23 protein-coding genes, 1 tRNA gene and 1 pseudogene are annotated in these 25,240 nt (G+C 68.0%); 9 read left to right on the top strand and 16 right to left on the bottom strand.

Annotation, left to right across the window (positions count from 1 at the left end):
- Window positions 1-23 precede the first annotated feature (23 nt).
- A complete protein-coding gene (locus tag DID99_RS03165) occupies window positions 24-1,223 on the top strand; it encodes a hypothetical protein (RefSeq protein WP_124666056.1) in 1,200 nt (399 codons plus the stop codon).
- An 84-nt stretch (window positions 1,224-1,307) separates the two neighbouring features.
- On the opposite strand, the gene DID99_RS37720 is transcribed toward DID99_RS03165, so the two are convergent.
- The 9 genes from DID99_RS37720 to recA form a co-directional block, all read right to left on the bottom strand.
- Window positions 1,308-2,078, bottom strand: a complete 771-nt coding sequence (locus tag DID99_RS37720) for a TonB family protein (protein ID WP_260444533.1) — start codon at window positions 2,076-2,078, stop codon at window positions 1,308-1,310.
- A complete protein-coding gene (locus DID99_RS03175) occupies window positions 2,075-3,853 on the bottom strand; it encodes a Wzy polymerase domain-containing protein (RefSeq protein ID WP_124486919.1) in 1,779 nt (592 codons plus the stop codon). Before DID99_RS03175 ends, DID99_RS37720 begins: the two co-directional genes overlap by 4 nt.
- Before the next feature lie 171 nt (window positions 3,854-4,024).
- The gene (locus DID99_RS03180; protein ID WP_044844519.1) at window positions 4,025-4,621 is read right to left on the bottom strand and encodes a pilin; all 597 of its coding nucleotides are present in this window, start codon (window positions 4,619-4,621) and stop codon (window positions 4,025-4,027) included.
- A gap of 97 nt (window positions 4,622-4,718) precedes the next feature.
- A complete protein-coding gene (locus DID99_RS03185; RefSeq protein WP_124666057.1) occupies window positions 4,719-5,423 on the bottom strand; it encodes a TerC family protein in 705 nt (234 codons plus the stop codon).
- Window positions 5,424-5,589: 166 nt separating this feature from the next.
- The gene (gene sucD, locus DID99_RS03190) at window positions 5,590-6,471 is read right to left on the bottom strand and encodes a succinate--CoA ligase subunit alpha (protein WP_006477916.1); all 882 of its coding nucleotides are present in this window, start codon (window positions 6,469-6,471) and stop codon (window positions 5,590-5,592) included.
- A 68-nt stretch (window positions 6,472-6,539) separates the two neighbouring features.
- The gene (sucC, locus tag DID99_RS03195; protein WP_006755512.1) at window positions 6,540-7,706 is read right to left on the bottom strand and encodes an ADP-forming succinate--CoA ligase subunit beta; all 1,167 of its coding nucleotides are present in this window, start codon (window positions 7,704-7,706) and stop codon (window positions 6,540-6,542) included.
- A gap of 68 nt (window positions 7,707-7,774) precedes the next feature.
- Entirely contained in the window at window positions 7,775-8,383 is a 609-nt protein-coding gene (locus DID99_RS03200) for a DUF2889 domain-containing protein (protein ID WP_044844521.1), read from the bottom strand.
- A 146-nt stretch (window positions 8,384-8,529) separates the two neighbouring features.
- On the bottom strand, window positions 8,530-9,399 hold the full coding sequence (gene recX, locus DID99_RS03205) for a recombination regulator RecX (RefSeq protein ID WP_124666058.1): 870 nt from the start codon (window positions 9,397-9,399) through the stop codon (window positions 8,530-8,532).
- Window positions 9,399-10,469 (bottom strand): recombinase RecA, encoded by a 1,071-nt coding sequence (gene recA / locus DID99_RS03210; protein WP_044844523.1) that lies wholly within the window; start codon window positions 10,467-10,469, stop codon window positions 9,399-9,401. The genes recX and recA overlap by 1 nt, the downstream gene beginning before the upstream one ends.
- Before the next feature lie 190 nt (window positions 10,470-10,659).
- Here recA and DID99_RS03215 point away from each other — a divergent pair, with 190 nt between their 5' ends.
- From DID99_RS03215 to DID99_RS03230, 4 genes are all read left to right on the top strand, one after another.
- A complete protein-coding gene (locus tag DID99_RS03215) occupies window positions 10,660-11,388 on the top strand; it encodes a response regulator transcription factor (protein WP_124486916.1) in 729 nt (242 codons plus the stop codon).
- 17 nt (window positions 11,389-11,405) lie between these two features.
- The gene (locus DID99_RS03220) at window positions 11,406-12,959 is read left to right on the top strand and encodes a sensor histidine kinase (protein ID WP_124486915.1); all 1,554 of its coding nucleotides are present in this window, start codon (window positions 11,406-11,408) and stop codon (window positions 12,957-12,959) included.
- Between the two features lie 238 nt (window positions 12,960-13,197).
- Entirely contained in the window at window positions 13,198-14,856 is a 1,659-nt protein-coding gene (locus tag DID99_RS03225) for an MFS transporter (protein WP_124486914.1), read from the top strand.
- Between the two features lie 124 nt (window positions 14,857-14,980).
- Window positions 14,981-15,057, top strand: a tRNA-Met gene (locus DID99_RS03230).
- Between the two features lie 111 nt (window positions 15,058-15,168).
- Here DID99_RS03230 and DID99_RS03235 read toward each other — a convergent pair.
- Together DID99_RS03235 and DID99_RS03240 are read right to left on the bottom strand one after the other, a co-directional pair.
- Window positions 15,169-16,140 carry a LysR family transcriptional regulator gene (locus tag DID99_RS03235; RefSeq protein ID WP_124666059.1) on the bottom strand — a complete coding sequence of 324 codons (972 nt, stop codon included), beginning with the start codon at window positions 16,138-16,140 and terminating at the stop codon, window positions 15,169-15,171.
- 197 nt (window positions 16,141-16,337) lie between these two features.
- Window positions 16,338-17,306 carry a GlxA family transcriptional regulator gene (locus DID99_RS03240; protein WP_124570692.1) on the bottom strand — a complete coding sequence of 323 codons (969 nt, stop codon included), beginning with the start codon at window positions 17,304-17,306 and terminating at the stop codon, window positions 16,338-16,340.
- 116 nt (window positions 17,307-17,422) lie between these two features.
- On the opposite strand from DID99_RS03240, the gene DID99_RS03245 reads away from it, so the two are divergent.
- Both DID99_RS03245 and DID99_RS03250 read left to right on the top strand, forming a co-directional pair.
- Window positions 17,423-18,106, top strand: a complete 684-nt coding sequence (locus DID99_RS03245; protein WP_124570693.1) for a DJ-1/PfpI family protein — start codon at window positions 17,423-17,425, stop codon at window positions 18,104-18,106.
- A gap of 82 nt (window positions 18,107-18,188) precedes the next feature.
- Window positions 18,189-18,500 carry a cupin gene (locus tag DID99_RS03250; protein ID WP_124486910.1) on the top strand — a complete coding sequence of 104 codons (312 nt, stop codon included), beginning with the start codon at window positions 18,189-18,191 and terminating at the stop codon, window positions 18,498-18,500.
- A 43-nt stretch (window positions 18,501-18,543) separates the two neighbouring features.
- Here DID99_RS03250 and DID99_RS03255 read toward each other — a convergent pair whose 3' ends face one another.
- From DID99_RS03255 to DID99_RS03270, 4 genes are all read right to left on the bottom strand, one after another.
- Window positions 18,544-18,828: a PAAR domain-containing protein gene (locus tag DID99_RS03255; protein ID WP_044844531.1), complete on the bottom strand. Its 285-nt coding sequence runs from the start codon at window positions 18,826-18,828 to the stop codon at window positions 18,544-18,546.
- A gap of 127 nt (window positions 18,829-18,955) precedes the next feature.
- Window positions 18,956-20,158, bottom strand: coding sequence for a porin (locus DID99_RS03260; RefSeq protein ID WP_124570694.1), 1,203 nt, complete (start codon window positions 20,156-20,158; stop codon window positions 18,956-18,958).
- 114 nt (window positions 20,159-20,272) lie between these two features.
- Window positions 20,273-21,745: an amidase gene (locus tag DID99_RS03265; protein ID WP_124570695.1), complete on the bottom strand. Its 1,473-nt coding sequence runs from the start codon at window positions 21,743-21,745 to the stop codon at window positions 20,273-20,275.
- Between the two features lie 28 nt (window positions 21,746-21,773).
- Complete coding sequence (locus tag DID99_RS03270; protein ID WP_124486907.1) at window positions 21,774-23,090, bottom strand: MFS transporter; 1,317 nt, start codon at window positions 23,088-23,090, stop codon at window positions 21,774-21,776.
- A 199-nt stretch (window positions 23,091-23,289) separates the two neighbouring features.
- On the opposite strand from DID99_RS03270, the gene DID99_RS03275 reads away from it, so the two are divergent.
- The gene (locus tag DID99_RS03275; RefSeq protein ID WP_124570696.1) at window positions 23,290-24,207 is read left to right on the top strand and encodes a LysR substrate-binding domain-containing protein; all 918 of its coding nucleotides are present in this window, start codon (window positions 23,290-23,292) and stop codon (window positions 24,205-24,207) included.
- Window positions 24,206-24,526, top strand: a pseudogene (locus tag DID99_RS03280) (LysR substrate-binding domain-containing protein); the annotation flags it as partial. The gene DID99_RS03275 and the pseudogene DID99_RS03280, both read left to right, overlap by 2 nt.
- A 225-nt stretch (window positions 24,527-24,751) precedes the next feature.
- Here DID99_RS03280 and DID99_RS03285 read toward each other — a convergent pair.
- Window positions 24,752-25,144 carry an MAPEG family protein gene (locus DID99_RS03285; RefSeq protein ID WP_124486999.1) on the bottom strand — a complete coding sequence of 131 codons (393 nt, stop codon included), beginning with the start codon at window positions 25,142-25,144 and terminating at the stop codon, window positions 24,752-24,754.
- Between the last annotated feature and the right edge of the window lie 96 nt (window positions 25,145-25,240).

Genomic DNA, 25,240 nt, shown 5'->3' on the forward strand with positions numbered 1-25,240 from the left:
GCAACGCCCGGAGACTCCATTCGATGAACAAATCGATACATCGCGCCGCACTCGCGCTGTGCGTTGCCGTATCGCCCGCCGCCTTCGCCGCCAGCCCCTGCCCCGCCGCCGACACAGCCGCGCGCGCCGCCGTCGACGCGCAACACCGCGTGCAACAAGTGCGCAATCCGCAAGGCGACGGCGGTGGCACCGTCGACGTGTCGCCGCCCTTGCGCGATGCGCTTCGCGCGTACAAGCAGGCGCTCGTCGGCGCGATCGACGCGCGGCTCGCGTGCAGCGGTGAACTCGTTGAACCGGCGGCGCTGAAACGCGCGCTCGCGGCAACGCTCGGCGTACCCGCCCAACCCGCCCAGCCGAAAACCGGCGAATCGGCGTTCGGCCGCAACGCGGACGTCGACGTCGCGCGCGCCGGCACGTCCCGTCCGCTGCTCTTCGTGCGCGCCGGCTTCGACATCGCGTGCGGCGACGATAACCTGCTCACCGCGTACGCGTGGGAAAACGGCGGCTGGCGGCGCGTGCTGCGTTGGCAAGCCGACGACTACAAGGACATCGGCGGCGCCTACGGCGGCGGCTTCTGGTTCGGTGCGTTGCCCGGCGGCCAGGTGGCGATCGTCCATGGCACGCCGTGGTGCTCGTCGCGCTGGAGCCGGTTCGGCGCGGACGTGGTCGCGCCAGCCAACGGCACGGCCGCGCAACGCACGCTGTTCCATACGGATCACGGCTACGTGCTCGACGACGACGCGCTCCGCTTCAAGGTGCGCCCCGACGGCTTGGAGATGCGCACGACGGTCGGCTCGCGCGACAGCGACGTGATGACGCGGCCGGGCATCTTCCGCTACCGCGTCGACGGCGACACCGTGCAGCGTGTGCAGCCCGTCGCGCTCAACGGACGCGATTTCGTCGACGAATGGCTGAACGTGGACGATGCGCTCGCGCGCGAGTGGAGCGAACCGGCGGCCGCTGCGGTGGCGCTGAAGGCCCGGCAAGCGTTCAATGCCGAAAGCAAGGCGCCCGATGTCGGGTTCGAGTACGGTCCGGTACGCGGCTGCTCGGACGGCAAGGATCGCTTCCAGGTCGAACTGGATCTGACCGGTAAGGATGGAAACACGGTGGCGCGGCGCTATGCGCTGATCCGCCAGGAGAGCAACGGGTTCACGATGCTCGGGCTACGCAACGCGGCCGCGCCGGCTTGCCATGGCGCAAACCTGATGCCGCGGCACTGAACCGCTGCGGCATGGCGGCACCGGAGAGGAAACGACGGAACGCGGCTGGAGCGACACGGCATGACCAGCCGCGTCGCCCGCCCATCACTCGCCGCGACGCGGCTCGAACACGAACGGTTGCGTGAGCAGAAACGGATTCGCGGTGGCGCCGGTCTGCGCGCAGGTCGCATGCGTCATCGCGTCGACGGCCGCGCGGTCTGCCGCGGCATTGCGGCTGCTGGTCGTCACGGTGACGTTCTGGGCTTCGCCCGAGGTCGTCATCAGCGCGCGCACGAGCACGGTGACGGGACGCGTGAGCGGCGTCGCGCCATCCGGGTAGACGGCGCGCGGAATGCGGCAGGTCAGCTTGCTGTCCTGCGACGACGACAGCATCGCGCAGCCGGAAAGCAGCACGGCGACGGCAGGCAGGATCAGGATGGTCGAGCGAAGAGCCATGGTCGAATATCGTTCTTGAGTACTGTTGCGGACGATTGCCGCGCCGGCCGACATCGTCCGGCCGCATCGCGTGCATCGCCCCGCGCCGCGGCCATCGGACCGGCGCCCCGTTGCGGCCGCACGACCGATGGTTGCCCGGTCGCGATCCTGCTGCGCGGGTTCCCGGAAATCCGGGGGCAGCGTTCGTGCCGGCAGCCCGCTCCGGGCGGCCATGCACGCGAACGCTTTCGCGCATTGTGCACGCGCCGCCTCGCGCGTGGCGGCGATTTGACAATGGTTGACGCGAATCGCGCCGTATCCGGCCGGCATCCATTCTTCGCGGGAAGCAATCGCCGCACCGTCCCGGGCTGCCATCGCTCCCCTGCTCCACCGCAATCCGACCGACGCCGGGATTCCCCGCCCGGCGCCGCGCGGCGTCACTCCGAATCGTCGTCCGAGTCGTCGTCGTCCGCGTCGGCCGGGACTTCTCCGTACTTCGCGACCACCGCCGCCTTGAACGCCTTCAGCGCCGGCTGCTGGTCGCACAGCTTGTACAGCAACCCAAGCTGCTGCGGCCAATCCTTCAACTCCTTCGCGAACACATGCAGGCGCGCAACCGTATCGAGCGCGTCGGCGTCGCGGCCGGCCAGCGCCTGCAGCGCCGCATAGCGGCGCAGCACCGTCTCGCCGGGCAGCAGCGCGATCGCGCGCTCGTGCGCGACGAGCTTGAGCGGCAGGTTGTCCGGCGAAATCGTCAGCAGCGTGGCCGCGCCGTAATCGCCCCACGCGCCGAACAGCAGCGACGGCGCGTCGCGGTACTGCGCGGCCGGTTCGCTGCCGTAGTACAGCACTTCCGCGCGCTGGTAGTCGCGCAGCACGGGCACTGCCGCCAGCACGCCGCCGACAGACAGCACCGCGAACAACCCGAACGCCACGCGGCCCGGCAGGATACGCAGCGGCTTCACGTCGAGCAGGCCGATCACGAACATCGCCGGCAGCAGGAAGAACATGTATTGCTGCGGATATTCGACGAGCGCATGCATCAGCAGGATGCCGATCAGCGCGAGGCCGAACACGCGCGTGCTCGACTGCGGCGCGCGCACCGCGCGCACGAACCATGTGACGAGCGCGACGACGAGCACGCCGAGGCCGACGAGGCCGGACTTCGCGAGCAGGTCGATGAAGATGTCGTGCGAGTTGTTCGCGATCTCGACACCGCCGAGCGTACGCACGAGCGCGAACTGATGCGACGGGAATTCGCCCCAGCCGACGCCGAGCAACGGATGCTCGCGGAACATCGCAAGCCCGTACTTCCACAGCGCGAGGCGCGGCGCGATCTGCCCCGCGTCGCGCATCCGGTCGGCCGCCGACTCGGCGAGCCCCAGGTGGAAGTGCACGTTGGCCCAGCGCACCGCGACGTTCACCGCGACGAAGATCACCGCGAGCGCGACCGGCATCAGCCATGCGCGGCGGTTGCCCGGCGCGCGGCGCGACTCGAGCCATGCCATCCAGAAACCCGCGACGACCAGCACCGCGACCTGCAGCCACGGGCCGCGCGACACCGTCAGCGCGAGCCCGACCGACAGCGCGATCGACAGCGCGAGCCACGCCCATGCCGCGAGCCGGCGCGTCTGCGCCAGATACAGCGCGCCCGCGAGCGCGAACGCGATGTAGGTCGCCAGGTGGTTCGCCTGCGCCATGTTGCCGTACGGGCGGCGATCGACCGCGATGTTGTACACGACGACGAACGGCGACACCGCGGACTCGAGATGGAACAGCTGAACGATCTGGCTCGCGACCGCGAACACCCCGCCGACGAGCAGCGCGCCGGACATCATTCGCGCGACGGCTTCGGCGAGCCCCTCGCGCGCGAGCGTGTAGCCGGCCTGCATCGCGACCAGCGCGGCGGCCAGATAGCCGACCGCCAGCCAGTTCATCGACGGCACCTTCAGCGGCATCAGCGCGACCTGCGCGATCAGCACCGCCGCGAACCCGAGCGGCGCGACGAACGCGGCCGGCGCGGCGAACGGCTCGGCCGGGCGGCCCGTGCGCGCGAGCAGGACGACGGAGAGCCCCACCAGCAGATACAGCACCAGCGCGGCAAATTCTGAATAGAAGGTTGGAATCGGATACGTGTGATTCGTGATCGAGTACGGCACGATCAGGGCGACAGCCAGCGCAACGAGCGGCAACGAGCGGGAAAAAGTAGAAGGCATGAGCGAACCGGATGTCAGCAACCGGCGCACTATACAAAACTTTCCCCGCTCTGTGCGGGCCCGTCGCACCGTCACCCGACGCGGCGCGACCGGTGCGACCGGCGCAACCCGCCGGCACGGCGGGCGCCGTGCCGTGCACGCGGCCCCGCACTGGCCGGCATGCCCCCGCCCCTACGCGCGGCATTCCGCCGGCGCATATTTCGCGGGCAACGTCGCGGCCTCCGCCGGCAGCGGGCCCGCTCCCGGCGCCGGGAGCGACGACGCAGCCTTGCCGGCGGCAAAGCACTCCCATGCGATCGCCCCGGCCTGCATCGTGCCCTTTTTCAGCGGTACGCGCGCGGTCGGCGTATCGGCCTTGTCCGGCGCGGACGGCACGAGGACGAGCGTATTCGCGCCGGCCGCGGCGACGCGGGCGGTAAACGCCACCGTGATCTGGCCCGTGTCGCCGTCGATGACGACGGATTCGACGTTGCGGGTGGCGGCCGGCGGGCTGTAGCCGCCGTCGAGGCCCGCGCCGCTCGCGGCATTGTCGGCGACCGCGAGCCGCGCGGACGACGCGAGCGCGAGCCCCTCGCCGACGCGCGAGCGCGCGAGGTAATCCTGGTACGCGGGAATCGCATAGGCCGCGATCACGCCAACGATCGCGAGCACGATCATCAGCTCGATCAGCGTGAAGCCGGCCGGCCGCCAGCGCGGCGCCGGCCGGCGCGCGCGCCGCAGATCGGCGGCGATGCGACGGAACAGGGAAACGGAAAAGGCTTCGAACATGACTGGCTCCGGAAACGAAAAACGCCTGCCGGATCAGGCAGGCGTTTCGATCGTAGCCAGCGGACCGCGGCCCCGGCAGTCGGCCGGACGGCCAACGTCAATGCGCGCGCGGGACGCCGCGGCGGCGCCGGAGCGCGTAACCCGCGGTGACGACGAACAGCGCGCCGGCGATGCTCGCGCCATAGATCGCGGCCTGCGTATCGAGTACCGGCCAGCGGTCGCCGACCGGGTCGTGCACCATCAGCCCGCCGGCGATCCAGCCCAGCAGCCCGGCGCCCAGCGCGACGACGACCGGAAAGCGGTCGAGCAGCTTCAGCACCAGCGTGCTGCCCCACACGATGATCGGCACGCTGACGACGAGCCCGAAGATCACCAGCGCCAGCCGGTGCGACGGATCGGCCTGCTCGGCCGCGCCGGCGATCGCGATCACGTTGTCGAGGCTCATCACGGCGTCGGCGATCACGATCGTCTTCACCGCGTCCCACAGCCGGTCGGCCGGCTTCACGTTGTCGTGCGCATCGGCGTCCGGCGCCACCAGCTTGACGCCGATCCACAGCAGCAGCAGGCCGCCGCCGAACTTCAGGAACGGCACGTCGAGCAGCACGACCGCGAATGCGATCAGCGCGACCCGCAGCAGGATCGCGCCGGCCGTGCCCCACACGACGCCGCGCAGCCGCTGGTTGGCGGGCAGGTTGCGGCATGCGAGCGCGATCACGACCGCGTTGTCGCCGCCGAGGAGAATGTCGATGATGACGATCTGAAACACCGCGCCCCAGTGGAGCGACGTCAGGAATTCAAGCATGAGCAGTATCGGGTGATCGGGTGCGGGGCCACGGCTGTCGAACAGGCGGCCCGGGTCAATGCCGGGACATGCATCGCGCAGCCCCGGGGCTTACAAATTCATTGCGCGAGCATAACAAAAAACGCCGGCGAAGCCGGCGTTTTTTGCAGGATGAACCACGCGGAAATTACAGCGCCTTCTTCAGCAGGCGACCCATTTCCGACGGGTTGCGCGTGACGGTGATGCCGCACGCTTCCATGATTTCCAGCTTCGCTTCGGCCGTATCCGCACCGCCCGAGATCAGCGCGCCGGCGTGGCCCATGCGCTTGCCCGGAGGCGCCGTGACGCCAGCGATGAAGCCGACGACCGGCTTCTTCATGTTGTCCTTGATCCACTCGGCGGCGTTGGCTTCGTCCGGACCGCCGATTTCGCCGATCATCACGACCGCATCCGTGTCCGGATCGTCGTTGAACATCTTCATCACGTCGATGTGCTTCAGACCGTTGATCGGGTCGCCGCCGATACCGACTGCCGACGACTGGCCGAGGCCCAGTGCCGTCAGCTGCGCAACCGCTTCATACGTCAGCGTGCCCGAACGCGACACGACGCCGATGCGGCCCTTGCGGTGGATGTGACCCGGCATGATGCCGATCTTCAGTTCGTCCGGCGTGATCGTGCCCGGGCAGTTCGGCCCGAGCAGCAGCGTCTTGCGGCCTTCGCGACGCATGCGGTCCTTCACTTCGATCATGTCGCGAACCGGAATGCCTTCCGTGATGCAGATCGCGAGATCGAGGTCGGCTTCGACCGCTTCCCAGATCGCAGCAGCAGCACCTGCCGGCGGAACGTAGATGACCGACACGGTCGCGCCGGTTTCGGCCTTCGCTTCCTTGACGCTCGCGTAGATCGGAATGCCTTCGAAGTCTTCGCCGGCCTTCTTCGGGTTCACGCCCGCGACGAATGCTTCGCGGCCGTTTGCGTATTCACGGCAGGCGCGCGTGTGGAATTGACCGGTCTTGCCGGTAATGCCCTGCGTGATGACCTTCGTGTCCTTGTTGATCAGAATCGACATGTATTTTGACCTCTGTTCGATTGGCGTCGCGTGCAAACCGCGCCGCCATACCTATTCATTGAGCGCGCTTACTTGCCTGCGGCAGCCGCGACAACCTTCTGCGCAGCCTCTTCCATGCTGTCAGCCGAGATGATCGGCAGGCCCGAATCGGCCAGCATCTTCTTGCCGAGGTCTTCGTTCGTGCCCTTCATGCGCACGACGAGCGGCACGTTCAGGTTCACGGCCTTCGAACCGGCGATCACGCCTTCCGCGATCACGTCGCAGCGCATGATGCCGCCGAAGATGTTCACGAGGATCGCCTTCAGGTCCGGGTTCTTCAGCATCAGCTTGAACGCTTCCGTGACCTTCTCGGTCGTCGCGCCACCGCCGACGTCCAGGAAGTTCGCCGGCTCGCCGCCGAACAGCTTGATCGTGTCCATCGTCGCCATCGCGAGGCCTGCGCCGTTCACGAGGCAGCCGATGTTGCCGTCGAGCGAGATGTATGCGAGGTCGAACTTCGACGCTTCGATTTCAGCCGGATCTTCTTCGTCCAGGTCGCGGTACGCGACGATTTCCGGGTGACGGAACAGCGCGTTCGAGTCGAAGTTGAACTTCGCGTCGAGTGCGATGACCTTGCCGTCGCCGGAGACGTTCAGCGGGTTGATTTCAGCCAGCGATGCATCGGTTTCCCAGAATGCCTTGTACAGGCCTTGCAGGATCGCGCGCGCTTGCGGAATCGAAGCGGCCGGCACGCCGATCTTCGCGGCGAGGTCGTCGGCTTGCGCGTCGAGCAGGCCCGTCGACGGCTCGACGATGACCTTGTGGATCAGTTCCGGGTGCTTTTCGGCAACTTCCTCGATGTCCATGCCGCCTTCGCTCGAACCCATCAGCACGATCTTCTGCGAGATGCGGTCGACGACGAGGCTGACATACAGTTCCTGCTTGATGTCGGCGCCTTCTTCGATCATCAGGCGGTTGACCTTCTGGCCTTCCGGACCGGTCTGGTGCGTGACGAGCTGCATGCCGAGGATCTGGTTCGCGTATTCGCGGACCTGCTCGATCGATTTCGCCACCTTCACGCCGCCGCCCTTGCCACGGCCACCCGCGTGGATCTGAGCCTTCACGACCCAAACCGGGCCGCCGAGCTCTTCTGCCACCTTGACGGCCTCGTCAACCGAGAACGCCGGCTTGCCGCGCGGTACCGCGACTCCGAATTTCCGCAGGATTTCCTTACCCTGGTACTCGTGAATCTTCATGCGTGATTCCCTTCAGTCTGAGAGTTGGATGAAATGTCGCTTAAGACGCTTCTTCGAATGATTTCCGTTCATTCCTTCGTGCTGCCCTCACCGGGCAGATCCGGCCGAAGCGGGCCGTACCACCGCGGGTAGTACTGCCGCACGACCTCGCCGTCGAACCGCAATGCCCGGCAGCGGCCGAGCTGGAAAGGCGGCTCGACGTGCTCGCCGTCATGGTCCGGCCCTTCGCCGCCCTCTTCACGCACGTTCCACACGTCACCGGCGAACGCCTGGATCGCTGCCGTCGGCAGCACGGCGCACAGTTCGGTCAGATGGGAACAGCCCGCGACGCCGGCGAGCAGCCGGTTCGCGTTGCGGCGGAAATTGCGGAAAAGGTTGAGCCCGATGAGGGCCCGATAGGCGGGAGGGGCGGATTGGCAGTGACCGGGATAGGGAACCCACTCCGAAGACGCTTCGGCGTCGACGACATTGAGGTCACGATCGATGGTCACGCGCAGCCAGAGTTCGTGGATCGGCAGGCCCTGGGGCCGGATGCCCGACGCAAGCGCGACATCGCGCGGCTTGTGGTCGGTCAGGCAGGCTTCGATGTCCCACAAGCCGTCGTCGCGCTCGTAGGCTTCCGCTCGGATTGCGCGTCGATGTCGCAACTGACGGGGCACGGGCTCGGATAGCGGCATGCTGGAGGTTGAGGCCGAAGAGGAAAACCCGTGGATTTTAGCATATTGGGTATTTGAGGCATCCGGCCGCGACGGCGGGTATTCCCGCCTGTCCGGAAACGGTTGCATTGCAGCAAAATCGCGCGCAGCGCGCGCGACCGAAGCGGTCAGTCGTCGATCGGGAAATCGTCGCCGACCTTCAGCAACTTCACGATGGTCGCGCTCGAAAAGCCGCGCGCGGCAAGGAAGCGCGCCTGCTTCGCGCGCTCGGCGGGCGTTTGCGGCAGTGCACCGAATTTCTTGCGCCAGACGGCCTGCGCGCGCGTCCACTCGGTCTCGCGCAACTGCGCATTCACTTCCTCGACGAGGTTGTCGCCGACCGCATGGCGCTTCAGTTCGCTGACGATGCGTGCGACGCCGACGCGCGATGCGCGGCGATGCACGAGGCTCTCGGCAAAGCGTGCATCGGACAGCCAGCCTTCCTGTTCCAGCGCATCGAGCACCGGCTCGACCGATTCGTCCTCGCCGACGTACGGCGCGAGCTTGCGCGCGAGTTCGGCGCGGCTGTATTCGCGCCGTGACAGATAGCCGAGTGCGCGGCCCTTCAGCGAACGTGGCGGTTTCGACGACTTGCGCCCGGTGGCGCCGGCCTCGTCGCCGGAAGCAGCGCTGCCTGAACCGCCGGCCGCACGGCGTGTGCGACGCGGATGCTGGCTGCTGCGCGTATACACATCTTCCTTGACCGACGCCGCCGCATCGGCTGCGCGCTCGCCCGGGAAGCCGACACCGGACACGCGACGGCGCGACCGGTCGTGCGCGTCGAACGATTCGTCGTCGTCGAACGGATCGACCGGTGCGGTGATCTCAAACGAAACGAGGGCATCGTCGGATGCCCTCGTCGCGGTGCGGTGCGCGGACTGACTGCCCGCGCCCCGCCGGTCGGCACCCGAGGATGCGGCTCGCCGGTCGGAGCGGCCCGCCGTGTCGGGCGCGGCGCTCGGGTCCGGTTCGCCAGCGTGACCTCGGCGCCCGACCATCACTCTTCTTCGTCCATCGCCTCGGCTTCGTCGACTACGCCATCGGGCATCGCGGCAACGCCGAGCGACTCGCGAATGCGGTTTTCGATCTCGCGGGCGATTTCCGGGTTCTCGCGCAGGAATTCACGCGCGTTGTCCTTGCCCTGGCCGATCTTCTCGCCGTTGTAGCTGTACCAGGCGCCGGCCTTGTCGACGATCTTCGCCTGCACGCCGAGATCGATGATCTCGCCCTGGCGCGAAATGCCTTCGCCGTACAGGATGTCGAAGATCGCTTCGCGGAACGGCGGCGACACCTTGTTCTTGACGACCTTCACGCGGGTTTCGTTGCCGATCACCTCGTCGTTCTTCTTGATCGAGCCGATCCGGCGGATATCCAGACGCACCGACGAGTAGAACTTCAGCGCGTTGCCGCCCGTCGTGGTTTCCGGGTTGCCGAACATCACGCCGATCTTCATCCGGATCTGGTTGATAAAGATCACGAGGCAGTTCGTGCGCTTGATCGTGCCGGTCAGCTTGCGCAGCGCCTGCGACATCAGGCGAGCCTGCAGGCCCGGCAGCGAATCGCCCATCTCGCCTTCGATTTCCGCCTTCGGCACGAGCGCCGCGACCGAGTCGATGACGATCATGTCGATCGAGCCCGAGCGCACCAGCGCGTCGGTGATTTCGAGCGCCTGCTCGCCGGTGTCCGGCTGCGAGATCAGCAGCTCCGGCACGTTCACGCCGAGCTTCGCTGCATATTGGACGTCGAGCGCGTGCTCGGCGTCGATGAACGCTGCGGTGCCGCCCAGCTTCTGCAGTTCGGCGATGACCTGCAGCGTGAGCGTGGTTTTACCCGACGATTCCGGACCGTAGATCTCGACCACCCGGCCGCGCGGCAGACCGCCGACGCCGAGCGCGATATCGAGACCCAGCGAGCCCGTGGAGACGACCTGGATGTCTTCGGCCGCTTCGCCGTCGCCCATCCGCATGATCGACCCTTTGCCGAACTGCTTCTCGATCTGCGCGAGTGCGGCCGCCAGCGCCTTGCTCTTCTCGGCGGTCATCCCGGAGCCCTTCTTGCTATCTTCCATGAATCGTCCTTTGCTATGATGAGCAGCGTCTGTCAGAGGCGCGCCCGCTTTCAAGCGCTGCCCACGAATGCAGACACTGTATAAAAAAACAGTGTTTTATGCAAGCCCGCAATGCAGGCTGCGTTGTACACGGATAACTTCGGAGACAGCCGCGCCGGCGCGCACGCCCCGCCGGCCATCGGTCAGCAACATGCGAATTCTCATCGCCGAAGACGACAGCATACTCGCGGACGGCCTCACCCGGTCACTCCGCCAATCGGGCTATGCGGTCGACCACGTGAAGAACGGCATCGAGGCCGATACCGCGCTGTCGATGCAGTCCTTCGACCTGCTGATCCTCGATCTCGGGCTGCCCAAGATGTCCGGGCTCGACGTGCTGAAGCGCCTGCGCGCGCGCAATTCCAACCTCCCCGTGCTGATCCTGACCGCCGCCGACAGCGTCGACGAGCGCGTGAAGGGGCTCGACCTCGGCGCGGACGACTACATGGCCAAGCCGTTCGCGCTCAACGAGCTCGAGGCGCGCGTGCGCGCGCTGACCCGGCGCGGCGCGGGCGGCGGCCCGACCGTCGTGCGCCACGGCTCGCTCGCGTTCGACCAGGTCGGCCGCATCGCGTATGCGAACGAACGCGTGCTCGATCTGTCCGCGCGCGAGCTCGGGCTGCTCGAGGTGCTGCTGCAGCGCATCGGCCGGCTCGTGTCGAAGGAGCAGCTCGTCGACCATCTGTGCGAATGGGGCGAGGAAGTCAGCAACAACGCGATCGAAGTGTACGTGCACCGGCTGCGCAAGAAGATCGAGCCGAGCGGCGTGCGGATTTCCACCGTGCGCGGCCTCGGCTACTGCCTCGAGAAAGTCGCGCCCGCGGCGCCAGCCGACCCGGCCGCGCCCCAGCCCGCGGCGGCCGGCACGCCGCTGCGCTGAACCCGGCCGTCGCCGCGATGGCCACGCCGGCCCATTCCCGCCATCCGACCGGCGAGCCATCGTCCGCCGCCGACGCCGTGCGCGACGCACGCTACGAGAACCCGTTCGCGCCGCCCGACGAAACCGATACGCCCGAGGCCGCGCGCCCGCGCTCGCTGTTCGGCGAAATCCTCGACTGGATGCTCGCGCCGCTCCTGCTGCTGTGGCCGATGAGCATCGCCGTCACCTATCTCGTCGCGAAAACGATCGCGAACGGCCCGTTCGACCGCGCGCTCGAGACCAACGCGTACGTGCTCGCGCGGCAGATCCATCCGGTCAACGGCGTCGCCGAGCTGACGCTGCCGCAGCAGACGCGCGACTTCCTGCGCGCGGACAACGTCGACAGCGTTTACTTCCAGGTGCTCGGCACGCGCGGCGAGCTGGTCGCGGGCGAGGCCGACATGCCGCTGCCGCGCGACGAGGACCGCCCGCCGCCGGGCGTCGTCGTGTTCCGCGACGACCTGCTGCGCGGCAACGACGTGCGCGTCGCGTATACGACCGTCGCGCTGCCGGAGTCGAGCAGCACGCAGCCCGTGCTCGTGCAGGTCGGCGAGACGCTCGACAAGCGCAACGCGCTCGCGAACGACATCATCAAGGGCGTGATCCTGCCGCAATTCGTGATCCTGCCGCTCGCGATCCTGCTCGTGTGGTTCGGGCTGTCGCGCGGGCTCGCGCCGCTCAACGCGCTGCAGGCGCACATCCGCGCGCGGCGGCCCGACGACCTGTCGCCCGTCGAGGCGCAGCGCGCGCCGCCCGAGATCGAGCCGCTCGTCACGTCGTTCAACGACCTGCTCGCGCGCCTCGAACAGAACATGGCGCTGCAGAAGCGCTTCATCGCCGACGCCGCGCACCAGATGAAGACGCCGCTCGCGGGGCTGCGCACGCAGGCCGAGTTCGCGTTGCGCCATCCCGTGCCGCCCGACGTCCAGCGTTCGCTCGAGCAGATCGCGACGAGCTCCGAGCAGGCCGCCCGGCTCGTCACGCAGTTGCTCGCGCTCGCGCGCGCCGAGAACCGCGCGAGCGGGCTGACCTTCGAGCCGGTCGAGATCGGGGCGCTCGCGCGCCGCACGGTGCGCGACTGGGTGCAGGCCGCGCTCGCGAAGCGCATGGACCTCGGCTACGAAGGCCCGGAGGACGACACGCCGCTCGACGTCGACGGCAATCCCGTGATGCTGCGCGAGATGCTCGGCAACCTGGTCGACAACGCGATCCGCTACACGCCCGAAGGCGGCCGCATCACGGTGCGCGTGCGGGCCGAGCCTGCGGCGCGGCGCGTGCATCTCGAAGTGGAGGATACGGGCCCCGGCATCCCGGCCGGCGAACGCGAGCGCGTGGTCGAGCGCTTCTACCGGATCCTCGGCCGCGAAGGCGACGGCAGCGGCCTCGGGCTCGCGATCGTGCGCGAGATCGCCGCGCAGCACGGCGGCACGCTGACGCTCGACGATCACGTCTATCAGAGCGCACCGCGCCTCGCTGGCACGCTCGTGCGCGTCAGCCTGCCGTTGTCGGACACCGCCGCGGATCGATCCTGATACGGGCGGACCCGAACCGCATACCGCCGCATACGCGCCTCGATCGCATCGAAACCGGCGTTTTACCGCCCTGCCGCGACACGATGGGGGCACGAAACGGCCGATTCGGCGCGGGTTAACGTGCAGTCGTTTTGCGCCCGCGAGTCAGTGCGCCGTAAGTTTCCGTGCCAATAATCGTCGACAGGCCCGCCCACCCAAGGCGGCCACACATCTATATCAAGGGACTTGGAGACGATTCATGGCAACGTTAGGCGGGCAAATTTCGCACTCGCCGATGACGGGCGAAGAGAAGAAGGTGATCTTCGCGTCGTCGCTCGGCACCGTGTTCGAGTGGTACGACTTTTACCTGGCCGGCTCACTCGCGGCCTACATCAGCAAGAGCTTCTTCTCCGGAGTCAATCCGACCGCGGCATTCATCTTCACGCTGCTCGGCTTCGCGGCCGGGTTCGCCGTGCGTCCGTTCGGCGCGATCGTGTTCGGCCGGCTCGGCGACCTCGTCGGCCGCAAGCACACGTTCCTCGTGACGATCGTGATCATGGGCATCTCGACCTTCGTGGTCGGCTTCCTGCCCGGCTACGCATCGATCGGCATCGCGGCGCCCGTGATCTTCATCGCGATGCGGCTGCTGCAGGGCCTCGCGCTCGGCGGCGAGTACGGCGGCGCGGCGACCTACGTCGCCGAGCATGCGCCGGCGAACCGCCGCGGCTTCTACACCGCGTGGATCCAGACGACCGCGACGCTCGGCCTGTTCCTGTCGCTGCTCGTGATCCTCGGCGTGCGCACCTTCATCGGCGAGGAAGCGTTCGGCAGCTGGGGCTGGCGCGTGCCGTTCGTCGCATCGATCGCGCTGCTCGCGGTGTCGGTGTGGATCCGGCTGCAGCTGAACGAATCGCCGGTGTTCCTGCGCATCAAGGCGGAAGGCAAGACGTCGAAGGCACCGCTGACCGAAGCGTTCGGCCAGTGGAAGAACCTGAAGCTCGTGATCCTCGCGCTCGTCGGCCTGACCGCCGGCCAGGCCGTCGTGTGGTACACGGGCCAGTTCTACGCGCTGTTCTTCCTCACGCAGACGCTGAAGGTCGACGGCGCCAGCGCGAACATCCTGATCGCGATCGCCCTCCTGATCGGCACGCCGTTCTTCCTGTTCTTCGGCTCGCTGTCGGACAAGATCGGCCGCAAGCCGATCATCCTCGCGGGCTGCCTGATCGCGGCGCTCACCTACTTCCCGCTGTTCAAGGCGCTTACGCACTACGCGAACCCGCAACTCGAACTCGCGACGCAGAAGGCGCCGATCACGGTCCTCGCCGATCCGGCCGCCTGCTCGTTCCAGTTCAACCCGGTGGGCACGTCGAAGTTCACGAACTCGTGCGACATCGCGAAGAGCGCGCTCGCGAAGGCCGGCCTGAACTACGAGAACGTCGCGGCACCGGCTGGCACGACCGCGCAGATCAAGGTCGGCGATACGGTGATCCCCGCGTATGACGGCAAGGCGGCCGACGCGAAGGCGCAAGGCGCGGCGTTCGACAAGACGCTCGCGTCGACGCTGAAGGCGGCCGGCTACCCGGCCAAGGCCGACCCGGCGCAGCTCAACTGGCCGATGACGATCGTGATCCTGACGATCCTCGTGATCTACGTGACGATGGTCTACGGCCCGATCGCGGCGATGCTGGTCGAGATGTTCCCGACGCGGATCCGCTATACGTCGATGTCGCTGCCGTATCACATCGGCAACGGCTGGTTCGGCGGCTTCCTGCCGGCGACCGCATTCGCGATCGTCGCGGCGAAGGGCAACATCTACTCGGGGCTCTGGTATCCGATCGTGATCGCGCTGGCCACGTTCGTGATCGGTGTGCTGTTCGTCAAGGAGACGAAGGACTCCAATATCTACGCGCAGGATTGAGGTCGGGTAGCGGGCGGCCACCCCGCCCGCTACACTGCCCGAACGGGCCGCCGGCAACTTTTTTCAGGGAAGATGAAAAAAGGTGTTGACAGCCCGGCGGCACATCAGCATAATTCAAGTCTTCGGCGAATTAGCTCAGTCGGTTAGAGCGACGGAATCATAATCCGCAGGTCCGGGGTTCGAGTCCCTGATTCGCCACCAAATGCGAAAAGCCGCTGTTCCGCAAGGATCAGCGGCTTTTTTCATTGCGTCATCCGGCGCGTGCGAGGAATTCGCGCGTCGCCTGCCCTGCAGGCACGCGCATCCCACACGTTACGCCACCACCGATCCCCGCTCCTCCACGGCCGCCGCCCGCACCTTCCCCCGCCAGTTCTCCCCGCCCTCCAGCGCCGGCGTCGACTCGAACAGCTCCGCGATCCAGTCCGCGAACACGCGAACCTTCTGCGACAGATGCCGGTTGTGCGGATACACGATCGAGATCGGCTTGGGCTTCGGATTGCAATCGGGCAGCACCTCGACCAGCGTGCCGTCGCGCAGGTTCGGCAGCACCATGAACAGCGTCGGCTGGATCATCCCGAACCCTTCGACCCCGCACGTCACGTACGCATCCGAATCGTTCACGGTGACACTGCCGTTCATCCGCACCTCGACCGGCTTGCCCTCGATCATGAACACCCACGGAATCGCCCGCGCGCCGTGGCTCGCGCGGAAATTCACCGCATGATGGTCGGCCAGGTCGGCGATCTCCTGCGGCTCGCCGTGACGCGCGAGATAGTCGGGCGACGCGCAGGTCACGCGCTTGAGCATGCCGATCCGGCGCGCGACCATCGACGAATCTTCGAGCGGCCCGACCCGGATCATGCAGTCGATACCCTCCTCGACCGGATCCACGTAGCGGTCCGCAAGGCCGAGGTCGAGCGTGATGTCCGGATAGCGCTGCCGGAAGATCGACAGCGCCGGCAGCACGACGCGCCGCCCGAGCGAACTCGGCATGTGGACGCGCAGCACGCCGCTCGGCTTGCGGTTGCCGGTCTGGAAACTCGCGTCGGCTTCCGCGATCTCCGAGATGATCTTCACGCAGTGCTCGTAATACGCGGCGCCCTCCGGCGTCAGCGACAGCCGGCGCGTCGTCCGGTGCATCAGGCGCACGCCGAGCAGCGCCTCGAGATTCTGGATGATGGTCGTGACCGACGCGCGCGGCATCGCGAGCGTGTCGGCCGCGCGCGTGAAGCTGTTCGCGTCGACCACGCGGGTGAAAACTTCCATTGCCTGGATGCGGTCCATGCTGCGCCCCCTTCGAATCGCCAACGGAACAGAATAGAGCGCGCAATGCGCGCGGCACAAGCCCCCGCCCATTGTTCTCCTCGCCCGAATAGTCGCAGCGTTTCGGACTCGAAAGTGATCGCGATTCGCGCAGTTCCGAACGTCGACGGCTCCGTCCCCGGTTGCCACGCGCGGCATGCTCGCCGCGCACCGGCACGTTATCGCACGAACCGCTCGCGATAGCCCTGCGGCGACACGCCGAGCACGCGCACGAAACTGCGCCGCAGCGTCTCTTCCGAACCGAAGCCGCACCGCGTGGCGATCCGTTTGACGGGCCACGCGGTTTCGCCGAGCAAGCGCTGCGCGGCCTCGACGCGAATCTGTTCGACCGCGCGCGCGGGCGTGCGGCCGGTCCCCGCGCGGTAGTGCCGCACGAAGCTGCGTTCGCTCATGCTGACGCGCTCGGCGAGCGCCGGCACCGACAGGTCGGCCGTCAGGTGCTCGGCGATCCACGCATGCAGTTCGCCGAAACGGTCGTCGGTGCGCTGCATCGACAGCATCGCGCTGAACTGCGCCTGCCCGCCCGGCCGCTTCAGGAACACGACGAGTTCGCGCGCGACATCGAGCGCGATCGCCCGCCCGAGATCCTCCTCGACCAGCGCGAGCGCGAGATCGATGCCGGCCGTCACGCCGGCCGACGTCCACAGCGCGCCTTCGCGGATGAAGATCGGATCGGGCTCGACGCGCACGTTCGGATAGCGCGCGGCGAATTCGTCGCAGCGCGCCCAGTGCGTGACCGCGCGCCGCCCGTCGAGCAGGCCGGCCTCGGCGAGCAGGAACGCACCGGTGCAGACCGACGCGACACGTCGTGCGCGCTGCGCCTGCTGACGGACCCAGCGCACCGTGCGCGCATCGCGCGACGCGGCCTGCACGCCCTTGCCGCCGGCCACGATCACCGTGTCGGGCCGCCCGGCCGAGCGCAGCGAATCGGCCATCACGACGAGCCCCGACGACGTCTCGACCGGCCCCGCCTCGGCGGCCACGACGCGCGGCGCATACGGCGCGGGCCGGCCGCACTCCTGCGCGAGTTCGTTGACGGAGGCGAACACCTGCAGCGGCCCGGTCACGTCGAGCAACTGCGCACGGGGGAACGCGAGGATCAGGATCGAGCGCGGAGCGGCTGGCATGGCGATTGGCTGAAAACGTGGGCGATCTGGCAATTTCGCCAAACACTACGCGCCTAGAATCGATCTGTCCATCGTGCGCCGGCCGCGGCGCCGCCCCTTCCCTTCGGAGTGTTCGCATGACCGTGCATATCGGCTTTCTCGTGTTTCCGGGTGTCCAGCAACTCGATCTCACCGGCCCGCACGACGTGCTCGCATCGCTGCCCGACGCGGCGGTTCATCTGGTCTGGAAATCGCGCGACACCGTCGCGTCGAGCAGCGGCCTCGCGCTCGCGCCGACCTGCACGTTCGACGACTGCCCGCCGCTCGACGTCATCTGCGTGCCCGGCGGAATCGGGATCAACGAGCTGCTGCTCGATGCCGAAACGATCGCGTTCGTGCAGCAGCGCGCGGCCGCCGCGCGCTACGTGACGTCGGTCTGCACGGGCGCGCTGCTGCTCGGCGTGGCCGGCCTGCTGCGCGGCCGCCGCGCGACGACGCACTGGGCGTTTCATGCGCTGCTCGCGCCGCTCGGTGCGGTGCCCGTGCGCGAACGCGTGGTGCGCGACGGCAACCTGATCACCGGCGGCGGCGTGACGGCCGGCATCGACTTCGCGTTGACGATCGCCGCCGAACTGGTCGGCGACGAAGAGGCGCAGGCGATCCAGCTCGCGCTCGAATATGCGCCCGCGCCGCCGTTCGATGCAGGCTCGCCGGATACCGCGCCGGCATCGGTCCTGAAGCGCGTGACCGAGCGTTCGGCTGCGGGGCTCGAGAAGCGGAAGCAGACGATCGACGCGGCCTTGCGCGCGATGTCGCGCTGATCCCCGGTACACGGAAACCGGCGCGCGGACGTGCAGCCTGCCCGCGCTCCGCAGCCTTCACATTCACGGACCGGACCTACCGATGAACATCATCCGCAGCACCGCCTTCACCGCACAGCGCGCATGGGGCGCGCTGGACATCGCGAACCTGAACGGCATCACGGTCCGCCTGCACTGGACCGATCAGCCGTACCGGTGGCACGTGAACGACGGCGAGGAAGTCTTTGCGGTGCTCGACGGCCGCGTCGAGATGCGTTACCGCGAAGCAGGCATCGAGCACGCGACGGTGCTCGAAACGGGAGACGTCTTCCATGCGACGGTCGGCACCGAACATGTCGCGCATCCGCTCGGAGAAGCGCGCATTCTGGTGATCGAGACCGCAGGCAGCGTCTGACGACGGGCGGCGCGCCGCGCGCGTCGCACGGAGTCGACGGGCATCAGCCCGAGATGGTGCCCGTCCCCTGCGACGGGATCAGCTTCGGCTGCGGCGCGCACAGGCACTGGCACAGGTCGTGTTCGAGCGCGACGACCTTGCCCATCACGGTCATCGTCCGCTCGCCGCCATCGGAGACGATCACCCCCTGGGTCTTGCACGCGGCGCAGAACACCGGCGCGCCGAGATAGGCAAGCTCGCGGCCGTCGAACGACGAATTGGCGATCCCGTCGAGCACGACGCCGCCGTGATCGGTCGTGTCGCCCTTCAGAATGAATTTGCGGCTCATGGTTCGGCTCTCCCTCGGAAACGCCGCGCAGCACGGCGTCGGGCCGCGTGCGGGCAGTCGGTATCCACCCGTCGGTCGCGGGCGTTTCGCGAGGATATCACCGCGCAGCCGCTCGCCGTCTCCCTGATCAGAACTTGTGGCGCATGCCGATCCGCGCCTGGAACTGCCGGTCGTTCGCGGAGGCGCCGGGGCCGTTGATCGCCGCGACCGCCGCATGCCCGGTCGAGTCGGTGCCCGACGCACGCTGGAACACGGCGCTCACGTAGACGTCGGTGCGCTTCGACAGGAAATAGTCGAGCCCCGCGGCAACCTGGTGATACGTCGCGCCGTCGCGGCCGTCCACGCCGCCGCCGCGCGTGTAGTCGTACGCCACGCCGCCGAACAGGTAAGGCGTGAACTGATAGCGCACGCTCGCCTCGGCGTCGTTGAACACCGCGTTGCCGGACACGCCACCCGGATTCGGGCCGGACGACAGATCGCCGAGCTGGCGAAACGACGTGTTCGTGTACATCGCGCCGAGCGTCACCGCGCCGATCGCATAGGTGCCGCCGAGCGCCACGACCTGCAACGTGCGCGCCGACGCATAGCCCGAATACACCGGCGACAGCATGTTGTTGCCCGGCACGCCGCCCACGGTCGGCGCGGGGCTGCCGGTCGTGCCGAAGAACGACACGTTCGGATTGCGCGCATTCAGGTAGCCGGCCGCCACCGCGAGCGGCCCGCGCGTGTAGCCGGCCGTGGCCGACCACACCTGGTTGCGCGTCGTCGCGCCCGCCACGCCGCCGACCCCGTACATCGCGGCGACGCGCAACCCGCCGTAGTCGTTGCTGGTGAACTTGATCGCGTCGTTGGTCGAGTTCGCGTTGTTCACGTTGTCGAGGTCGCCGGGGTGCGCGACCATGTAGCCGCCGAACAGCGCAGCGGCCTCGAGCGGGCCGAGGAAGTCGACGTTGGTGTCGTACTGCCGCCCGAGCGTGACGGTGCCGAGCGGTCCCGACAGCCCGACGAACGCCTTCTTGCCGAAGATCAGCCCGCCCTGCCCGAGCTTGCCGGTGCTCGGATCGAACCCGTTCTCGAGCGTGAATACGGCCTTCAGCCCGCCGCCGAGATCCTCGCTGCCACGCAGCCCCCAGCGGCTCGCCTGCTGCACGCCGCCGAGCATCCGCAGCGCGGGCTTGCCGCTTGCCACGCCGTTCGCGCCGGTCACCGCGACGTTGCTCGAGTAAGTCAGCCCTTCATCGATAATGCCGTACAGCGTGACGCTGCTCTGTGCGTGCGCCGCACCCGCGATCAGCGCGACGCCCGCGCCTGCCAACAGCCGTTGTTTCATCGAGAGATCTCCATTGCGCGGGTCGAATGGCCAAACGCTGGCGTGCGCGCCCCCCGCAGGCGCGCGGCCTGCCGGCACGGACCGGAACGGTCCGCTATCAGCCGGGAAAAGTGGTCAGCGCAGCGCGTCGGCGACGACGGGCGGCAGCGTCCGGCGACTGCCGGCCGCGACTTCGTACGCATGGCCGAACTGGAGCACGCCCCAGTCGTCGCGGTAGCGGCCGACGATCTGCATGCCGATCGGCAAGCCGGTCGCGGAGAAACCGCACGGCACGGACAGGATCGGCGCCTCGGTCGACGACAGCAGCCAGCACACGCGCATCCAGTCGATGTAGGTCGTGTTCGCGATACCGCGCACATCGGCGGGCACGCGCAGCGCGGCGTCGAACGGCATCACCTGCGTCGTCGGCAGCAGGTAGAACGCATAGCGCTGCATGAACGCACGCATCCGGTCGAACAGCCGTGTCTTGCGCACGAACATGCGGCCGAGATCCGCGGCCGAGAGCGACCGATGCAGCCGGTATTCGTCGAGGAGTTCGGGCTTCAGCGCGGCACGCTGCCGTTCGTCGAAGCCGTCGACCAGCGTGCCGATCATCCAGGCACGCTCGATGCGGAATACTTCTTCGGCTTCCGAAAGATCGGGATCGTCGAATTCGACTTCGCAGCCGAGCGACGCAAACACGCGCGCCTGCGCATCGACGGCGCGCCGGATCTCCGGATCGACCGGCACGCCGGGCAAGCCGCGCGACATCGCGATGCGCGTGCCGCGGAAATCGCGTTCGAGCGGCTGCGCGAAGCGCGCGCCCGGCTCCGCGATTTCAGTCGCGGTTTCGCCGCTCGGCCCGGCGATCGCGGACAGCAGCAGCGCGGTGTCGGCGACGTCGCGCGCCATCGGCCCGTCGACGCCGAGCGTCGCCCAGCCGTTCAGGTCCGGCGCGCGCGGCACGCGGCCCGGCGACGGCCGCAGCCCGACCACGCTGTTCCACGCGGCCGGGTTGCGCAGCGAGCCGCCCATGTCGCTGCCGCACGCGAGCGGATTCATCCCGCAGGCGAGCGCCGCGGCAGCGCCGCCGCTGCTGCCGCCCGCGGAACGCGTCAGGTCCCACGGGTTGCGGGTCGCGCCGAACACCGCGTTGAACGTATGCGAGCCGGCGCCGAATTCCGGCGTGTTCGACTTGCCGATCATCAGCGCGCCGGCACTCGCGCAGCGGCGCACGATCAGCGCGTCGTGCTGCGGCACGTGATCGGCGAACAGCGGCGAGCCGAAGGTCGTGCGCACGCCGCGCGTCGCGGTCAGGTCCTTCTGCGACACCGGCAGCCCGTGCAGCGGCCCCAACCATTCGCCGCGCGCCCAGCGTGCGTCGATCTCGCGTGCGCGGGCACGCAGCGCATCGGGATCGACGACAGTGACGAGCGCGTTCACGCGCGGGTTGACCGTCGCGATGCGCGCGAGATGCGCATCGAGCAGGTCGCACGCGCTGATCTGCCGCGCCTTCAGCAGATCGAGCATGGTGCGTGCGGGCAGGTCGCACAGGTCGCCGGCGGCGACGTCGGCCGGCGACGACGAAAACGAAACGGTGGTGGTCATGGGGCGAATGGAAGAAAAGGAAGATCGGTCAGTCATCCTGAGCGCTTCGATCGGACGCAAACGCGAGCGCGACGAGCGACAGCACGCCGCAGACGATCACGTACCACGCCGGCGCGGCCGGATTGCCGGTTGCCCCGATCAGCCAGGTGACGATGAACTGCGCGAAGCCGCCGAAGATCGACACGCCGCCCGCATACGCGATCGACAGCGCGGTCGCCCGCGTGCTCTTCGGAAACAGTTCCGCGAGGATCACGCCGTTCGCGCCGGCATTGATCGAGTGCAGCGCGGCGAGCAGCATCACGACCGCGTACATCGTCGCGATCGACGGCACCGCACGGATCAGCCAGAAGCCCGGCAGGATCAGCACGGTCAGCGCCACGCGCGTCCACAGTGCGACGCGCTTGCTGCCGGTGCGGTCCGACAGCCGTCCGCCGATCGGCGCGGCGACGAACATCACCGCACCTGACAGGATTCCGCACCACAGCGCGGTATCCATCGGCAGGTGCAGCACGCGGATCGCGTACGTCGACATGTAATAGAGGACGATGAAGTGCGCCGCGGTGCCGCCGACCACGAGGCCGAGCGCGGTCAGCACGGCGCCGCCGTCGCGCCGCAGCACGGTGCCGAGTACCGCGGACGAGCGCCGCGCGGCCGCGGCCGGCGCGTGCTGCTCGATCGCATTGAAGCGCGCGCGCAGATACAGGCCGACCGGCGCGATCAGCACGCCGGCGAGGAACGGCACGCGCCAGCCCCACGATTCGAGCGCGGCGGGGGCGAGGAAATGCGACAGCAGGAAGCCGACGAACGAGCCGGCCAGCGCCGCGGCGCCCTGGCTCGCGAACTGCCAGCTCGTGTAGTAGCCGCGCTCGCCGGGCGGCGCGCGTTCGGCGAGCAGCGACGTCGACACGCCGACCTCGCCGCCGGCCGAAAAGCCCTGCAGCAGCCTGGCGAGCACGACCAGCACGGGCGCCGCGATGCCGATCTGCGCATAGGTCGGCAGAATGCCGATCATCCCGGTGCCGAGCGCCATCGTGACGAGCGTGAGGTTCATCGCCGGCACGCGGCCGAAGCGGTCGGCCACGAGCCCGATCACGACGCCGCCGACCGGCCGCGCGATGAAGCCGACGCCGAACGTCGCGACCGACATCAGCAATTGCTGCTGCGCGGACGCGGCCGGAAAGAACAGTTTGCCGAGCAGCACCGCGAAAAAGCTGAACACGGTGAGATCGAAGAATTCGAGGCCGTTGCCGATCGTGATCGCGACGATCAGCTGGCGATTGGACGGGGATGCGGCAACGTCGCCGACATGCCCGCCGAACATGCTGTCCGCTCGGGGCGCCTTCATGAAGATGAGTCTCCGTACTGGTTATGCGGGTCTGGTGCGCGGCCCGTTCGACGGCCTGCGCATGCAGTCTAGGCATTCAAAATACGCAGCCCGGAGCGACATTTTCCGATCGTGATAACGCCCGGTTATCGCGTGCTTTTCGCGCGCCGCCGCGGTGTAGGATGCGAAGGTCGCCACTGCCGCCGCGCCCTGCCACGCCGTGAAACACCACCAGCTCCGGGCGCTTGCCGCCATCGCCGAACACGGCAGCCTGCGCGCCGCCGCGCGCGCGATCCACCTGTCGCAGCCCGCGCTCACGAAGGCGATCCGCGAACTCGAGCAGGACCTCGGCGTGCCGCTCGTCACGCGCAACGCGCGCGGCGCGCAGCTCACGCGCTTCGGGCAGGCCGTCTATGCGCGTGCGCGCCTGATCCTCGCGGAGATGCAGCACGCGCGCGACGACGTGATCCAGCTTTCAGGCGGCAAGGAAGGCGCGCTCGCGTGCGCGCTGACGCCGCTGATGTCGCTCGGTTTCCTGCCGGCCGCGCTCGACGCGTTTCGGCAGCGGATGCCGACGATCCGCCTCGACGTGCGCGAAGGCTTTCTCGACACGGCGCTGCCGCGCCTGCGCGACGGCTCGCTCGACTTCGTGATCGCGATCGTCGATGCGACGCGGCTGTCACCCGAATTCACGTTCCGGCCGCTGCTCGAATCGGAGCTGATCCTGATGACGCGCGCGAGCAATCCGCTGCGCCACTGCACGTCGCTCGCGCAGTTGCAGGATGCGCAGTGGGTGCTGAACACGTCGCCTGAAAGCATCGGCCGGCTGCTGCAGAACGTGTTCGTCGCGCACGGCTACCGGGCGCCGCAGCCGATCGTCGAATGCACCTCGTTCAGCGCGGCGTTCTCGCTGTCGGTGCACACCGACACCGTGTCGTGCGTGCCGAAGCATTTCATGGAAGTCGACTGGATCCGGGAACGGATGGTCACGATCGACGTGAAGGAGACGATTCCGACCGTGTCGGCCGGCGTGCTGACGCGCCGCGACGCGCTCAACACGGTCGCGTGCGACTACCTGATCCACTGCTTCGTCGAGGCCGTGCGGTGGCACGATCCCGCGAAGCTTCTGTGGCGATAGCGACGCCGGTCATCTGTACCTCGCCCAGATCCGGCACGTAATCGAGGAAATCGACCGCGTCGAGGAAACGATCGCGTCGATGCACCACGAGCCCAACAACATCGGGCTGATCCGCAACTGGGCGCTCGCCGGCATGGGCATCGCGGTGCTGCCGGACTTCCTCGCCGCACCGGATCTCGCCGCCGGCCGGCTGCGCGAACTGCTCGCCGACTATCGGCTCGAGGAACTCGAGATGAACGTCGTATACCCGAGCCGGCGCCATTTTCCTCGCAACGCGCGGCTTTTCATCGATCACCTGATCGATCATTTCGTCAGGTGAATGAAAGGCTGTAATCACGCGCCATTTTTACCAACGCCGGCGTCGCCGTACGACCAGCGCCTCGGTTATTCGATGCTTCCCGCATTCCAGCAGCAACTGCTCGCGCGCGGCTTCGTCATCGGCAAGCAGGTGCGCGATTCGGTCGTGCGGCCAGCTGATCCACTGCTTCGTCGAGACCGCGCGGCGGCACGATCCCGCGAAGCTGCCATGGCGACAGCGGCCTGCTCAGACGAACAGCGCGACGCATAGCGCGGCGCCGCACAGATACGTGCCGAGCGCACCGATGAAACGCAGGGGATTCGGCCTCGCCATGGTCGGCCATGCGAGCAATCCGATCACGAGCAGGCAGCGGCACGCGGTTGCCGCGACGATCAACGAGACGATCGCGCGCGATGGGTCGTGTGCGCCGAAATAGAGAAACAGCACCGCGAGAAACGGTGCGTATTCGGCCGTGTTGCCATGCGCGCGCACGATCTTGTGCAATCCGTCGGTCGGATCGGACGCACACCCGGAATTGGTGGTACGCCGGAAGCGCGTGACGGACACGACCAGGCCGAGCCCGAACAGCATCAACCCCAGGATCGCCGTGCAAACGAGCGCGACGGGATGAATCGACATGGCACCCCCGGCGAAAACGGACATGCGCCCATATCCGGCGATCGTACCTGCGGCCCGTGCATCCGGCTATCTCGGAAACGCGTAGCTTCGTCGCGC

The organism is Burkholderia sp. Bp8986, assembly GCF_003854225.1.
Taxonomy (GTDB): domain Bacteria; phylum Pseudomonadota; class Gammaproteobacteria; order Burkholderiales; family Burkholderiaceae; genus Burkholderia.

Excerpts from the sequence above, each read along its gene's own strand:
- DID99_RS03285 (WP_124486999.1), bottom strand. The coding sequence starts at position 25,144 with ATGTCGATTCATCCCGTCGCGCTCGTTTGCACGGCGATCCTGGGGTTG.
- DID99_RS03180 (WP_044844519.1), bottom strand. The coding sequence starts at position 4,621 with ATGTTCGAAGCCTTTTCCGTTTCCCTGTTCCGTCGCATCGCCGCCGAT.
- DID99_RS03200 (WP_044844521.1), bottom strand. The coding sequence starts at position 8,383 with ATGCCGCTATCCGAGCCCGTGCCCCGTCAGTTGCGACATCGACGCGCA.
- sucC (WP_006755512.1), bottom strand. The coding sequence starts at position 7,706 with ATGAAGATTCACGAGTACCAGGGTAAGGAAATCCTGCGGAAATTCGGA.
- DID99_RS03225 (WP_124486914.1), top strand. The coding sequence starts at position 13,198 with ATGGCAACGTTAGGCGGGCAAATTTCGCACTCGCCGATGACGGGCGAA.
- DID99_RS03165 (WP_124666056.1), top strand. The coding sequence starts at position 24 with ATGAACAAATCGATACATCGCGCCGCACTCGCGCTGTGCGTTGCCGTA.
- DID99_RS03260 (WP_124570694.1), bottom strand. The coding sequence starts at position 20,158 with ATGAAACAACGGCTGTTGGCAGGCGCGGGCGTCGCGCTGATCGCGGGT.
- recX (WP_124666058.1), bottom strand. The coding sequence starts at position 9,399 with ATGGTCGGGCGCCGAGGTCACGCTGGCGAACCGGACCCGAGCGCCGCG.
- DID99_RS03270 (WP_124486907.1), bottom strand. The coding sequence starts at position 23,090 with ATGAAGGCGCCCCGAGCGGACAGCATGTTCGGCGGGCATGTCGGCGAC.
- DID99_RS03175 (WP_124486919.1), bottom strand. The coding sequence starts at position 3,853 with ATGCCTTCTACTTTTTCCCGCTCGTTGCCGCTCGTTGCGCTGGCTGTC.
- DID99_RS03240 (WP_124570692.1), bottom strand. The coding sequence starts at position 17,306 with ATGCCAGCCGCTCCGCGCTCGATCCTGATCCTCGCGTTCCCCCGTGCG.
- DID99_RS03265 (WP_124570695.1), bottom strand. The coding sequence starts at position 21,745 with ATGACCACCACCGTTTCGTTTTCGTCGTCGCCGGCCGACGTCGCCGCC.
- DID99_RS03245 (WP_124570693.1), top strand. The coding sequence starts at position 17,423 with ATGACCGTGCATATCGGCTTTCTCGTGTTTCCGGGTGTCCAGCAACTC.
- DID99_RS03250 (WP_124486910.1), top strand. The coding sequence starts at position 18,189 with ATGAACATCATCCGCAGCACCGCCTTCACCGCACAGCGCGCATGGGGC.
- sucD (WP_006477916.1), bottom strand. The coding sequence starts at position 6,471 with ATGTCGATTCTGATCAACAAGGACACGAAGGTCATCACGCAGGGCATT.
- recA (WP_044844523.1), bottom strand. The coding sequence starts at position 10,469 with ATGGAAGATAGCAAGAAGGGCTCCGGGATGACCGCCGAGAAGAGCAAG.
- DID99_RS03220 (WP_124486915.1), top strand. The coding sequence starts at position 11,406 with ATGGCCACGCCGGCCCATTCCCGCCATCCGACCGGCGAGCCATCGTCC.
- DID99_RS03185 (WP_124666057.1), bottom strand. The coding sequence starts at position 5,423 with ATGCTTGAATTCCTGACGTCGCTCCACTGGGGCGCGGTGTTTCAGATC.
- DID99_RS03215 (WP_124486916.1), top strand. The coding sequence starts at position 10,660 with ATGCGAATTCTCATCGCCGAAGACGACAGCATACTCGCGGACGGCCTC.
- DID99_RS03235 (WP_124666059.1), bottom strand. The coding sequence starts at position 16,140 with ATGGACCGCATCCAGGCAATGGAAGTTTTCACCCGCGTGGTCGACGCG.
- DID99_RS03255 (WP_044844531.1), bottom strand. The coding sequence starts at position 18,828 with ATGAGCCGCAAATTCATTCTGAAGGGCGACACGACCGATCACGGCGGC.